Here is a 13,272-nt window from a genome sequence, read left to right on the forward strand (position 1 = left end):
ACAGTCCTTCGTGGTGGGGTCAGTCGTCGGCGAGCGAGACGTAGACGTCCCCGCCCTCGACCTTGACCTTGTAGGTGGCGACCGGCTGCGTGGCCGGCGGGTTGGTGGGCTTGCCGCTGCGCAGGTCGAAGCAGGACCCGTGCAGCCAGCACTCGATGGTGCCGTCGTAGACCTCGCCCTCGGAGAGCGAGACCTCGGCGTGCGAGCAGATGTCGTTCAGCGCGTAGACGTCCTCGCCGCTGCGCACGATCGCGACCGGCGTGTCGTCGACCTCGACGCCGAGGGCCCCGTCGGCCGGGACCTCCTCCAGCGCGCACACCTTCACGAACGTCATCGCTCACCCGCCCTGACGTCCAGCTCCTCCTCGATGGCCTCGCGGACCTTGTCGCGGACCTCGGCGACCTCGATGCGGTCGACGAGCTGGCCGAGGAAGCCCCGCACGACCATGCGCCGCGCGTCGTCGAAGGTGATGCCGCGCGCCTGCAGGTAGAACAGGTGCTCGTCGTCCAGCCGGCCGGACGCCGAGGCGTGCCCCGCGCCCGCGACCTCGCCGGTGAGGATCTCCAGGTTCGGCACCGAGTCGACCCGCGTCCCGTCGGTGAGGACGAGGTTGCGGTTCAGCTCGTAGGTGTCGGTGCCCTCCGCCTCCGCGCGGATGATCACGTCGCCGATCCAGACGGCGTGCGCGTCCTGGTCCTGCAGGGCGCCGCGGTAGTCGACGCGGCTGCGGCAGTGCGGCACGGTGTGGTCGACGAGGAGGCGGTGCTCCAGGTGCTGGCCGCCGTCCACGAAGTAGACGCCGTACAGCTCGGCGTCGCCGCCGGGCCCGTCGTAGGCGACCGACGGCGAGATCCGCACGACGTCGCCGCCGAGCGAGATGTTGTGCGAGACGAACCGGGCGTCGCGGTCGAGCCGGGCGTGCTGGTGCGACACGTGCACCGCGCCGTCGGCCCAGTCCTGCAGGCTGATCACCGAGAGGCGGGCGCCGTCGCCGACGACGAACTCGACATTGTCGGCGTAGGTCGCCGGGCCGCGGTGGGTGAGGACCACGGTCGCCTCGGCGAACGGCTCCACGATCACGGTGGTGTGCCCGTAGGCGGCGCCGGAGCCGTCCTCGCCGCGCCGCCGCAGGACGGTCGGCGCCGAGGCGACGGCCTCCTTCGGGACGGTCACGACGGTGGCCTCGGTGAAGGAGTTCCACGCCTGGGCGCTGACCCGGTCGGCGGGCACGTAGGACTTGCCGACCCGCGGGTCGTCGCGGCCGACGGTCTCCACCGTGACCTCGGGGGCCGCCTCGGCCTCCGTCACGACCTTGCCGCCCTCCTCGGCGGTGCCCTTGTGCAGGCCGCGCAGGCGGCGCAGCGGGGTGAACCGCCACTCCTCCTCGCGGCCCGTCGGGACCTCGAAGTCGGCGACGTCGTAGGACGCCTTCTCGTGCAGCGTCGAGAGAGGCTTGGTGTCGAGCCCCATCAGCCGACGGCTCCTTCCATCTGCAGCTCGATGAGCCGGTTCAGCTCGAGGGCGTACTCCATCGGCAGCTCCCGCGCGATGGGCTCGACGAACCCGCGCACGATCATCGCCATCGCCTCGTCCTCGGTGAGACCGCGGCTCATCAGGTAGAACAGCTGCTGCTCCGACACCTTGGAGACGGTGGCCTCGTGGCCCATCTCCACGTCGTCCTCGCGGACGTCGACGTAGGGGTAGGTGTCGGACCGGCTGATCTGGTCGACCAGCAGCGCGTCGCACTTGACGGTGGACTTGCTGTGCTCGGCGCCCTCCTGGATCTGCACCAGCCCGCGGTAGGACGTGCGGCCCCCGCCGCGCGCCACCGACTTGGAGATGATGCTGCTGGAGGTGTTCGGCGCGGCGTGCACCATCTTGGCGCCGGCGTCCTGGTGCTGGTCCTCGCCGGCGAACGCGATCGACAGGGTCTCGCCCTTGGCGTGCTCGCCGAGCAGGTAGACGGCCGGGTACTTCATGGTGACCTTGGAGCCGATGTTGCCGTCGACCCACTCCATGGTGGCGCCCTCGTAGGCGACGGCGCGCTTGGTCACCAGGTTGTAGACGTTGTTGGACCAGTTCTGGATGGTCGTGTAGCGGACGCGGGCGTCCTTCTTCACGACGATCTCCACGACGGCCGAGTGCAGCGAGTCCGACTTGTAGATCGGGGCGGTGCAGCCCTCGACGTAGTGGACGTAGGAGCCCTCGTCGGCGATGATCAGCGTCCGCTCGAACTGGCCCATGTTCTCGGTGTTGATCCGGAAGTAGGCCTGCAGCGGGATCTCGACGTGCACGCCCGGCGGGACGTAGATGAACGAGCCGCCCGACCACACGGCGGTGTTCAGCGCGGCGAACTTGTTGTCGCCGACGGGGATCACCGAGCCGAAGTACTCCTGGAAGATCTCCGGGTGCTCGCGCAGGCCGGTGTCGGTGTCGACGAAGATGACGCCCTTCTCCTCAAGGTCCTCGCGGATCTTGTGGTAGACGACCTCCGACTCGTACTGCGCGGCGACGCCGGCGATGAGGCGCTGCTTCTCGGCCTCGGGGATGCCGAGCTTGTCGTAGGTGTTCTTGATGTCCTCGGGCAGTTCCTCCCAGGACGCGGCCTGCTGCTCGGTGGAGCGCACGAAGTACTTGATGTTGTCGAAGTCGATGTCCGACAGGTCCGAGCCCCAGGTGGGCATCGGCTTCTTGCTGAACAGCCGCAGCCCCTTGAGGCGGAGGTCGAGCATCCACTCGGGCTCGTCCTTCTTGCCCGAGATGTCGCGGACGACGTCCTCGTTCAGGCCGCGTCGCGCCGAGGCGCCGGCCTCGTCGGAGTCGGCCCAGCCGAACTTGTACCTGTCCAGCCCCTCGAGTTCGGGGTGGGCTGCCGTAGTCATAGAACAACTCCAAAGAGTGATTTGTTCGTCACGTCGCGCCGTCGTCATCCCGGGCCCGGTCGGCGCACAGGTCCACCGGGCTGACGTGGGTGGTGCAGATCCCGTCGCCGTGGGCGATCGTGGCCAGCCGCTGCACGGGGGTGCCGAGCAGCCGGCTGAACGCCTCGGTCTCGGCCTCGCACAGCTGCGGGAACTCCGCGGCGACGTGCGCGACCGGGCAGTGGTGCTGGCACAGCTGCTCGCCGCCGCCCGGCTGGGGCGCCTTCGCGGCGGCGGCCGCGTAGCCGTCGCCCGACAGCGCCTCGGCGAGCGTGCGGACCCGCTGCTGGGGCGGCGCGTCCTGCACGACGGGGCGGTAGCGCCGCTCCAGGTCGGCGATCTGCCGCCGGGCGAACTCGGCGACCGCGTGCTCGCCCGCCGTGTCGGCGATGAACCGCAGCGCGCTGGTCGCCAGGTCGTCGTAGGCGTGCACGAAGGCGCTGCGCCCGGCGTCGGTGATGGCGAACCACTTGGCGGGGCGGCCCCGCCCGCGCCGGGTCTGCGGCACCCGCGCCTTGCGGACCTCGATCATGCCCTCGGCCAGCAGCGCGTCCAGGTGCCGGCGGATCGCGGCCGGCGTGAGGCCGACGCGTTCGCCCAGCGTGGACGCCGTGACCGGGCCGTGCTCAAGGATCAACCGGGCCACCCGGGCGCGCGTGTCGCGCTCGGTGTGACCGGCGGACGACGGCACGCCGGAACGCCGCGCGGGGGCGGTCCGTGCGTTCGTCTGATCCTCGCTCACGTATTTCACAACATCAGTGTGCCGTAATTACTTCCCCCGAAACACCGGAACGCCGATGTCGTAGCTCACGCAGGTAAGCCTTACCTAACCTGCGGTTTCTCGTCGCGGCTCGGCGCGGCGGCCCCGCGCGGCAGCAGCAGCACCGGGCACGGCGCGGCCCGCAGGATCTTGCCGGAGCTCTCCCCGAGGAAGACCTTGCGCAGCGGCCCGTCATGGCCGGACAGGCAGGCGAGGACCTCGCCGTGCAGCATATCGACGGTGCCGAGCGTCTTGGCGATGTCGGTCCCGATGGCCGTGCGCCGCTCCACCGGCGTCCCGCCGCCGAACAGCCCGGCGGCGTAGCGCAGGTCCTCCTCGGCCTGGGCGAGCTGGCGGTCCAGGACGCCGCCGGGCACCTGGAACCGGGCCGCGAGACCGGGCGGCCGCAGCACGAGGGTCAGCAGCCGCAGCTCCACGTCCAGCCGCTCGGCGAACGCTGCGGCCGCCGACAGCGGCCCCTCGGCGTCCCGGCGCCGCCAGTAGGCGACCGTCATCCGCGAGAACCGCCGCGGCGGGTGCGCCGCGTAGCCGCGCGGCGCCAGCATGACCGGGACGGGCGAGCCGTGCAGCAGCTGGTCGGCGGTGCTGCCGACGGCGACCCGGCCGCGCCGTCCGCGCGGCGCCGAGCCCGCCACGATCAGGTCGGCGCCGACGTCCTTGGCGACCTCGATGAGGCCGCGGCCGCTGCCCCGGTGGGCCTGGACGCGCGGGGTGACGTCCCGCCGCGGGACGCCGAGCTCCGCCAGCCGCGCCAGGGCCGCTTCGAGGGCCTCGTCCGCCTGGCCCTTGAGGTAGGCGACCCATTCGGCGTCCACCGCGCCCGGCCCCGGCGTGGGCCACGGCGGCGGGTGCACGTGCACGGCCGTCAGCGGCGCCCTCATGGTCCGGACGAGCAGCGCCGCGAGCGCCAGCGCGTCGTCGCCGCGCTCGTCGGGCGCGTAGCCGACCAGCACCCGCATGCCGTCGGCGGCGTTCTCGGGAGCGTTCATCAGAGCCCCTTCCGGGCGGGGTCGCGAGGTGGTCCGGCCGCCAGGCGGGAATGGCGGCGCCCGTACAGGAAGTAGGCGGCCAGCCCGACGGCGCACCAGAGGGCGAACACCGTCCACGTCACCCCGCCGAGGCCCACCATCAGGTACACGCAGAACCCGACGCCGAGCAGCGGCGTCACCGGGAACAGCGGGGTCCGGAAGCTGCGCGGCAGGTCGGGCCGGGTGCGGCGCAGCACGATGACGCCGACGCTGACCAGCGCGAACGCGAACAGCGTCCCGATGCTGGTGGCGTCGACGAGCCGGCCGAGCGGGACCGCCGCCGCGAGGATCCCGATGAACAGCGCCACGATCACGGTGTTGGCGACGGGGACCCGGCGGCCGGGGCTGACCCTCTGGAAGACGTCCGGGACGAGCCCGTCCCGCGACATCGCGAACAGGATGCGGGTCTGCCCGTACATGACGGTGAGGACGACGCTGGCGATCGCGATCACCGCGCCGAGCGCGAGGATCATCGACGGCCAGGACCGCCCGGTCGCCACGTCCAGCACCTCGGCGAGGGACGCCTCGGCGCCGCTGATCGCGAACTTGTCCCAGTGCATCGCCGCGACGGCGGCGAGCCCGACCAGCACGTAGAGGACCGTGACGATCACCAGCGACAGGACGATCGCGAGCGGCAGGTCGCGGCGCGGGTTCTTGGCCTCCTCGCCGGCGGTGGAGGCGGCGTCGAAGCCGATGTAGGAGAAGAACACCTTGCCGCCGGCGGCGCTGATCCCGGCCCAGCCCATGGGCGCGAACGCGCTCAGGTTCCCCGCATTGAACGCGGTGAAGGCCACCGCGCAGAAGAACAGCAGCACGGCGATCTTGAGGAACACCATGACCGTGTTGGCGGTGGCGCTCTCGGAGGTGCCGCGCAGCAGCAGCAGCGTGGCGAGCAGCACCACGACGACGGCGGGGATGTTGACGAGACCGCCGTCCCCCGGCGGGTTGCTGATCTCGGCGGGGATCGTGAACCCGAACGCAGCGTCGAAGAACGCGTTGAGGTAGGAGCCCCAGCCGACCGCGACGGCCGACACCGACACCGCGTACTCCAGCAGCAGGCACCAGCCGCAGACCCACGCGACCAGCTCGCCGAGCGTGGCGTAGGAGTAGGAGTAGGACGAGCCGGACACCGGGATCGTCCCGGCCAGCTCCGCGTACGACAGGGCGGAGAACAGCGCGGTGACGGCGGCGAGCACGAACGACAGCACGACGGCCGGTCCGGCCAGCGGCACCGCCTCGCCGAGGACGACGAAGATGCCGGTGCCGAGGGTCGCGCCGACGCTGAAGAAGGTGAGCTGGAGCAGGCTCATCGTGCGCTTCAGCTCGCCGCCCTCGCCCTGCCCGCCCTCGGCCACGATCCGGTCGACGGGCTTGGTGCGCAGCAGGCTGCGGACGAACGAGGTCTCCGGCGCCGTCCCGGCCGTCACGGGCGCCCCCCGGTTACGGCGTGCTCGTCCGTCACGGCGTGCTCGTCCGTCACAGCGTGCTCGTCCGTCACAGGGTGCTCTCCAGGGGCCAGGTGGCGTTCGGCGTGACGATCGTGCCCGCGGTGCCCTCCAGGATCTCCACGCACTGGTCCAGCAGCCCGATCGCGGCCATGTCGCCGGTCCGCTCGACGAAGCTCACCGCCGCCGCCACCTTGGGGCCCATCGACCCGGCGGGGAAGTCCTCGGCGCGCAGCTCGTACGGGGTGGTGTGGGTGATCTCCTCCTGCTCCGGCGTGCCGTAGCCGCGCATCACCCGGGGCACGTCGGTCAGGATCAGCAGCGCGTCGGCGTCCATGCTCTCGGCGAGGACGGACGCCGTGAGGTCCTTGTCGATCACCGCCTCGACGCCCTCCAGCCGCCCCACGTCGTTGCGGAACACCGGCACGCCGCCGCCGCCCGCGCAGACCACCACCGTCCCGAGCCGCACCAGCTCCCTGATCAGCCGCGTCTCGATCACCCGCTGCGGACGCGGCGACGGCACCACGCGGCGCCAGCCGTCCCCGTCCTGGCGGACCGTCCAGCCGTACTCGGCGGCGAGCTTCTCGGCCTCGTCCCGGTCGTAGACCTGCCCGACGAACTTCGTCGGATCCGCGAACGCGGGGTCCACCGCCGACACCAGCGTCTGGTTGATCATCGCGACGACCTGCCGGCCCGGCAGCGCGTTCTGCAGCGCCTGCAGCATCCAGTAGCCGATCATCCCCTGGGTCTCGGCGCCGATCGTGTCCAGCGGGTACGGCCGGGTCAGGCTCGGGTCGTTGACGCTCTCCAGCGCCAGCACCCCGACCTGCGGCCCGTTCCCGTGCGTGACGATCAGCTCGTGCGTGCGGGCGAGCGGCGCCAGCGACCGCACCGCGCGGTCCACGTTGGCGCGCTGCGGCGCGGCGTCGGGCGTCTCCCCCCGCCGCACCAGCGCGTTCCCCCCGAGCGCGACGACCACGCGCATCCGCTCCCCCTCACCCGCCCGGCCCCCCGAGCGTCGCGACCATGACCGCCTTGATGGTGTGCATCCGGTTCTCGGCCTCGTCGAAGACGATGGAGGCGGCGGACTCGAACACCTCCTCGGTGACCTCCAGCGCCTCCAGGCCGGTCTTCCGGTAGATCTCCTCGCCCACCGCGGTCTCCCTGTTGTGGAAGGCGGGGAGGCAGTGCATGAACTTGGCACCGGGGTTGCCGGTGGCCCGCATGACCCCGGCGTTCACCTGGTAGGGCGTGAGCAGCGCGATGCGCTCGTCCCACACCTCCTTGGGCTCGCCCATCGACACCCACACGTCGGTGAGGACGAAGTCGGCGCCCCTGACGCCCTCGGCGACGTCCTCGGTGAGGATGATCTCCGCCCCCGTCCCGGCCGCCACCGCCATGGACGGCCGGACGACCGTCTCCTCGTCCGGCCACAGGGTGCGCGGCGCGACGATCCGCACGTTCATGCCGAGCAGGGCGCCCGCGGCCACGTAGCTGTGGCCCATGTTGTTGCGCGCGTCGCCCAGGTAGGCGTAGGTGACGTCCTGCAAGGGCTTGTCACTGTGCTCGCGCATGGTGAGCATGTCGGCGAGCATCTGCGTGGGGTGCCACTCGTCGGTCAGGCCGTTCCACACGGGCACGCCCGCGTACTCGGCGAGTTCTTCGACGAGCCTCTGGCTGGCCCCCCGGTACTCGATGCCGTCGTACATCCGCCCCAGGACGCGGGCGGTGTCCTTCATCGACTCCTTGTGGCCGATCTGGGAGCCGCTGGGGTCGAGGTAGGTGACGTGGGCGCCCTGGTCGTGCGCGGCGACCTCGAACGCGCAGCGCGTCCGGGTCGACGTCTTCTCGAAGATCAGCGCGATGTTCCGGCCGGTCAGCGCGGGGGTCTCGGTACCGGCGCGCTTGGCGGCCTTCAGCTCCGCGGCGAGGCCGAGCAGGGACCCGAACTCCGCCGGCGTGAGGTCGAGCTCCCTGATCAGGCTGCGGCCGCGCAGGTCGAGCGCCATGTCCGGTCTCCCGAGGGTCGTGCCGCGGGCGGTGCCGCGGAAGGTGGTCGTCAGGCGTCCCGGACGAGCGGGCAGGTCATGCAGCGCGGGCCGCCGCGGCCCCGGCCGAGCTCGCTGCCGCGGATCGTGATGACCCGGATCCCGTGGCGGCTCAGCTCGTTGTTGCTCGTCGCGTTGCGCTCGTAGGCGACGACGACGCCGGGCGCGACGGCGAGGACGTTGGCGCCGTCGTCCCACTGCTCGCGCTCGGCGGAGAACACGTCCTGCGTCGGGGTGATCACCTTGATGTCGTCCAGGCCGAGCGCGGCGGCGATCGCCCGGTACATGTCCTCCGCCGGGTGATCGGTGATCTTCAGTTCCTTCTCGGTGTCGCCGGGCTCGACGGTGTGCGACGGCAGCATGCCCATCCCCGCGTAGGCGGTGAACACGCCGTGGTCGACCATCGTCATGACGGTGTCCAGGTGCATGAACGCCCGCTTGTGCGGCATCCGCAGCGCGACGATCCGGGTGCAGGACCCGGCGGCGAACAGCGACTGCGCGAGCATCTCGACGGCCTGCGGCTGCGTCCGCTCGCTCATCCCGACCAGCACGGCGCCGTTCCCGATCACCAGGACGTCGCCGCCCTCCAGCGTCGCCGGGGCCATCGCCGTCCCGCTGCTCCACACGTGGAAGCCGCCCTCGGCGGGCCGGCCGTAGCCGGCGGCGAACAGCGGGTGCCAGCGGTAGACGGCCTCCATGTTCACCGTCTCGCGCATCCGCGCCTTCTTGCGCATGGTGTTGATCGAGACGCCGTCGTAGATCCAGCAGGAGGTGTCGCGGGTGAACAGGTGGTTCGGCAGCGGCGGCAGGATGAACCCGTCCATCGGGATGGAGTGGAACGCGATGGACGCGGGCTCGGGCATCCGCTCCAGCATCTCCCGCTTGGTGATGCCGCCGATGAGGTAGGAGCCCAGCTCGTGGACGTCCATCGCGTCGAAGCAGTTGCGGATCGCGTCGGTGGCGAGCGGGCCGAACCAGTGCGGGTCGACGACGGCGTCCAGGATGTGCTTGCGCGCCTCGGGGATCCCGATCGTCTCGCGCAGCAGGTCGATCAGCAGGTGCGTGCGGACGCCCTCCGCCCGCAGGACGTCCTCGAACTCCGCGTGCTCCTCCACCGCGCGCCGCACCCACAGCACGTCGTCGAACAGCAGCCCCGCCGCGTTGGACGGGGTGAGCCGCTTCAGCGACAGCTCGGGCCGGTGCAGCAGGACCTCCCGGAGCCGGCCGGCCTCCGAGTCAACGTGAAACATCCCCACCTCCGCCGAGCGCGGCCGCGTCGCCGCGCGCCCCCTGCCCGCCGGGGCCGGCCCGGCGGTACGACCGCAATTCCCGCGCTCGGGCCCGCGAAACTCGGCCGGCTCCGACCCGGAGGCTTTACCCGACCTTCACCCGGTCCGGCGCCGGGGCCCGGCGCGAAGCTGCCCGGCCGCAGACCTAGACTCGTCGGCATGACACCCCCCGGAGGCGGCGGCCGGCACAGCGCTGTCGAGCTGCGCTCGCTCGTGAAGCGCTACGGGACGGCCGGCCGGGAGCGGCGGGCCGTGGACGGGCTGTCGTTCAGCGCCGCGCGGGGCGCGGTGACCGCGCTGCTCGGCCCGAACGGCGCGGGCAAGACCACCACGATCGAGATCTGCGAGGGGTTCCGGCGGGCCGACGCGGGCACCGTCCGCGTCCTCGGGCTCGACCCGGCCGCCGACGCCCGGGCGCTGAAGCCGCGGGTCGGGGTGATGCCGCAGTCGGGCGGCGTGCCGGGCACGGCCCGCGCCGGGGAGTTCCTGGAGCTGGTCGCCTCGTTCCACGCGACGCCGCTCGCCCCCGCCGCGCTGCTGGAGCGGCTCGGCCTCACCGAGCACGCCCGCACCCCGTTCCGCCGCATGTCGGGCGGGCAGCAGCAGCGGCTGTCCCTGGCCGTCGCCATCGTCGGGCGCCCCGAGCTGGTCTTCCTGGACGAGCCGACCACCGGCCTCGACCCGCAGGCCAGGCACGCCACCTGGGAGCTGATCGGCGACCTGCGCGCCGCCGGGGTGTCGGTGGTCCTCACCACCCACAACATGGAGGAGGCCGAGCGCCTCTCCGACCACGTCGTCATCGTCGACCACGGCAAGGTCGTCGCCGAGGGCGCCCCCGAGGTGCTGACCGGCGCCGAGCGGCAGCTGCGGTTCCGCGCCCGGCCCGGCCTCGGCCTCGACGAGCTGCTCGCGGCGCTGCCCGCCGGGAGCGCCGCCAAGGAGTCGCCCGCCGGGCACTACCTGATCGAGGCGGACGTGCGGCCGGAGCTGCTCGCCACCGTCACCGCCTGGTGCGCCTCGCACGGCGTCCTCACCGAGGACCTGCGGATCGAGCGCCGCACCCTGGAGGACGTCTTCCTCGAACTGACCGGACGGGAGCTGCGCGCATGACCGCCCCGCTCGACCTCTCCCCCGCGCCGGGGGCCGTCCCGCTGCCGCGGATGGTCGTGTCCCAGGCCCGCTACGAGTTCCGCACCGTGCTGCGCAACGGCGAGCAGCTGCTGCTGACGCTGATCATCCCGGTGGTGCTGCTCGTGCTGTTCAGCGCCACCTCCCTGCTGGACCTCGGCGCCGGCCGCCGCGTCGACTTCCTCACCCCCGGCATCCTCGCGCTCGCGGTGATGTCCACGGCGTTCACCGGGCAGGCGATCGGGACCGGGTTCGAGCGGCGCTACGGCGTCCTCAAGCGGCTCGGCGCCACCCCGCTGCCGCGCGGCGGGCTCATCGCCGCCAAGACCGCCAGCGTGCTCGCCGTCGAGGCGGTGCAGGCCGCGGTGATCTGCGCGGTCGCGCTGGCGCTCGGCTGGCACCCGCACGGCGACCCCGGCTCGGTGGTCGTCCTGCTGCTGCTCGGCACCGCCGCGTTCTCCGGGTTCGGGCTGCTCATGGCCGGAACGCTGCGCGCCGAGGCCACCCTCGCCGCCGCGAACCTGGTGTACATCCTGCTGCTGGCCGTCGGCGGCGTGGTGTTCCCGCTCGAGAAGTTCCCCGGCCCGGTGCGCGACGCCCTGGAGCTGCTGCCGATCTCGGCGCTGGCGGGCGGGCTGCGCGACGTCCTGCGGGACGGCGCCGCGCTCCCCGCGCAACCCCTGCTCGTCCTCGCGGTGTGGGCCGTCGCCGGACTCGCCCTCGCCGCCCGCTTCTTCCGCTGGGAGTGATCGTTGGCACTCGCTGAGGCGCCCGGCTCGTTCGGCGGCGCGAGCCGCGCACCGGGCCGCATCCGCGCGCTGTCGCCGGCGTCGGTGCCGCCGCCCGCGCTGATCCTGCTCGGCATCGTGTCCGTGCAGGTCGGCGCGGGCCTGGCCAAGCACCTGTTCGACCGGCTGCCGCCGACGTCGGTGGTGGCGATCCGGCTGCTGGCCTCGGCGCTCGTGCTGGGGTTCCTGGCCCGCCGGGCGCTGCTGCCGGTGCTGCGCGAGCACTCGTGGCGGAGCCTCGCGGTCGTCGCCGGCTACGGCGCCTCCCTCGCCGGGATGAACTTCGCGTTCTACCAGTCGCTGTCGCGGATCCCGCTGGGCGTGGCGGTGACGATCGAGTTCCTCGGCCCGCTGTCGGTCGCGATCGCCGGCTCCCGCCGCCCCCGCGACCTGGTGTGGGTGGTGCTCGCCGCCGCGGGCGTGGTCATGCTCGCCCGGGGCGGCGGCGACCTGGACCTCGTCGGCATCGGGTTCGCGCTGCTCGCCGCCGTCGGCTGGGCCGCCTACATCCTGCTCACCGCCGCCACCGGGCGGCGCATCCCCGGCACCACCGGGCTGGCCCTGGCGAGCATCATCGGCACGCTGGTGATGCTGCCGGGCGGCATCGCGGCCGGGGTCGCCGCGGGCGGCGGCGCCCTGCTCGACCCGACGCTGCTGCTGATCGGGCTCGGCGTGGGGCTGCTGTCGTCGGTGATCCCGTACTCGCTGGAGCTGGAGGCGCTGCGCCGGGTGCCGGCGCGCGTCTTCGGGATCCTGATGAGCATGGAGCCCGCCGTCGCGGCGCTCGTCGGGCTGGTGGTGCTCGGCGAGGTCCTGTCCGGCCGGCAGTGGGTCGCGGTCGGCTGCGTCATCGCCGCCTGCGCCGGGGCCACCCGCGGCCAGAAGGATCCGCCGGAGGCTCCCGAAGCCTGAGCGGTGGCGGGCTCATGTGGCAGGGTGGAAAGATCAAGGCGTAACGGGTCGTCCAGCATGCGGAGAGGAGCCGCCGTGATCGGCCGGACCGAGGACCAGGGCATCCCGCCGGAGTTCTTCGAGGCGGGCTCGGCGTCGTTCGTCGACTTCCTGCGCGTCCACTCCCCCGAGCTGCTCCCGGTCAACCGGGTGCCGGAGGGCGACGCGCCGGAGCTGCCGCACGGCACCACCGTCCTCGCGCTGGAGTTCCCCGGCGGCGTCATGATGGCCGGCGACCGGCGCGCCACGCAGGGCCACCGCATCGCCTACCGGGAGCTGGACAAGGTCCAGCGCGCCGACGAGTACTCCGCCGTCGCGTTCGCCGGGACGGTCGGGCTGGCGCTGGAGATGGTCCGCCTGTTCCAGGTCGAGCTGGAGCACTACGAGAAGATGGAGACCGTCCCGCTGTCGCTGCCGGGCAAGGCCCGCCGGCTGGGCGCCGTCATCCAGGCCAACCTCGCGCAGGCGCTGCAGGGCCTCGCCGTCGTGCCGCTGTTCGCGGGCTACGACCCCGACACGGCCGAGAGCCGCATCTACACCTACGACATCACCGGCGCCCCGCAGGAGGCCCGCGACTTCCACGCGGACGGGTCCGGCTCCCCCTACGCGCTCGGCGCGCTGAAGAAGCTGTACCGGCGCGACCTGTCCCTGGAGGACGCCGCCACCGTGTGCGTCCAGGCCCTGTACGACGCGGCCGACGACGACACCGCCACCGGCGGGCCCGACCCGTCCCGGCGGATCTACCCGACGGTCGCGGTCGTCACCGAGGACGGCTACCGCCGCCTGCCCGAGGACGAGGTCTCCGCGATCGCCGACGAGGTCGTCCGCGGCCGGATGGACAGCCCCGGCGGGCCCACCGCGCCGCTGCGCTGACCACCGGCCGAGCACGGGAA

Annotated in this window: 13 protein-coding genes; 4 read left to right on the forward strand and 9 right to left on the reverse strand. The window is 72.7% G+C overall.

Features of this window, described 5'->3' with window-relative positions; genetic code table 11:
• Window positions 1-19: 19 nt before the first annotated feature.
• The 9 genes from ACGFI1_RS32785 to ACGFI1_RS32825 form a co-directional block, all read right to left on the reverse strand.
• Entirely contained in the window at window positions 20-334 is a 315-nt protein-coding gene (locus ACGFI1_RS32785; protein ID WP_392790995.1) for a non-heme iron oxygenase ferredoxin subunit, read from the reverse strand.
• Complete coding sequence (gene sufD, locus ACGFI1_RS32790) at window positions 331-1,470, reverse strand: Fe-S cluster assembly protein SufD (protein ID WP_392790998.1); 1,140 nt, start codon at window positions 1,468-1,470, stop codon at window positions 331-333. Before sufD ends, ACGFI1_RS32785 begins: the two co-directional genes overlap by 4 nt.
• Window positions 1,470-2,930 (reverse strand): Fe-S cluster assembly protein SufB, encoded by a 1,461-nt coding sequence (gene sufB, locus ACGFI1_RS32795; RefSeq protein WP_449202377.1) that lies wholly within the window; start codon window positions 2,928-2,930, stop codon window positions 1,470-1,472. The genes sufD and sufB overlap by 1 nt, the downstream gene beginning before the upstream one ends.
• Window positions 2,911-3,612: a helix-turn-helix transcriptional regulator gene (locus tag ACGFI1_RS32800; RefSeq protein ID WP_138638569.1), complete on the reverse strand. Its 702-nt coding sequence runs from the start codon at window positions 3,610-3,612 to the stop codon at window positions 2,911-2,913. The genes sufB and ACGFI1_RS32800 overlap by 20 nt, the downstream gene beginning before the upstream one ends.
• Before the next feature lie 131 nt (window positions 3,613-3,743).
• On the reverse strand, window positions 3,744-4,691 hold the full coding sequence (locus tag ACGFI1_RS32805) for a universal stress protein (protein WP_138638565.1): 948 nt from the start codon (window positions 4,689-4,691) through the stop codon (window positions 3,744-3,746).
• Entirely contained in the window at window positions 4,691-6,157 is a 1,467-nt protein-coding gene (locus tag ACGFI1_RS32810) for an amino acid permease (protein WP_392791000.1), read from the reverse strand. Before ACGFI1_RS32810 ends, ACGFI1_RS32805 begins: the two co-directional genes overlap by 1 nt.
• Before the next feature lie 67 nt (window positions 6,158-6,224).
• Window positions 6,225-7,160 carry a carbamate kinase gene (arcC, locus tag ACGFI1_RS32815; protein WP_392791002.1) on the reverse strand — a complete coding sequence of 312 codons (936 nt, stop codon included), beginning with the start codon at window positions 7,158-7,160 and terminating at the stop codon, window positions 6,225-6,227.
• Between the two features lie 10 nt (window positions 7,161-7,170).
• Window positions 7,171-8,184: an ornithine carbamoyltransferase gene (gene argF, locus ACGFI1_RS32820; protein ID WP_392791005.1), complete on the reverse strand. Its 1,014-nt coding sequence runs from the start codon at window positions 8,182-8,184 to the stop codon at window positions 7,171-7,173.
• A gap of 50 nt (window positions 8,185-8,234) precedes the next feature.
• Window positions 8,235-9,473: an arginine deiminase gene (locus tag ACGFI1_RS32825; protein WP_386865391.1), complete on the reverse strand. Its 1,239-nt coding sequence runs from the start codon at window positions 9,471-9,473 to the stop codon at window positions 8,235-8,237.
• Window positions 9,474-9,671: 198 nt separating this feature from the next.
• On the opposite strand from ACGFI1_RS32825, the gene ACGFI1_RS32830 reads away from it, so the two are divergent.
• From ACGFI1_RS32830 to prcB, 4 genes are read left to right on the forward strand one after another with little or no spacing between them, the layout of a single operon-like run.
• The gene (locus ACGFI1_RS32830; RefSeq protein ID WP_138638028.1) at window positions 9,672-10,622 is read left to right on the forward strand and encodes an ABC transporter ATP-binding protein; all 951 of its coding nucleotides are present in this window, start codon (window positions 9,672-9,674) and stop codon (window positions 10,620-10,622) included.
• Window positions 10,619-11,389, forward strand: coding sequence for an ABC transporter permease (locus ACGFI1_RS32835; protein ID WP_138638027.1), 771 nt, complete (start codon window positions 10,619-10,621; stop codon window positions 11,387-11,389). The genes ACGFI1_RS32830 and ACGFI1_RS32835 overlap by 4 nt, the downstream gene beginning before the upstream one ends.
• A gap of 3 nt (window positions 11,390-11,392) precedes the next feature.
• Window positions 11,393-12,340, forward strand: coding sequence for an EamA family transporter (locus tag ACGFI1_RS32840; protein ID WP_138638026.1), 948 nt, complete (start codon window positions 11,393-11,395; stop codon window positions 12,338-12,340).
• A gap of 57 nt (window positions 12,341-12,397) precedes the next feature.
• Window positions 12,398-13,252 (forward strand): proteasome subunit beta, encoded by an 855-nt coding sequence (gene prcB / locus ACGFI1_RS32845; RefSeq protein WP_392791008.1) that lies wholly within the window; start codon window positions 12,398-12,400, stop codon window positions 13,250-13,252.
• Window positions 13,253-13,272 lie beyond the last annotated feature (20 nt).

This window comes from Actinomadura geliboluensis, assembly GCF_043197915.1.
GTDB classification, from domain to species: Bacteria; Actinomycetota; Actinomycetes; order Streptosporangiales; family Streptosporangiaceae; genus Spirillospora; species Spirillospora geliboluensis.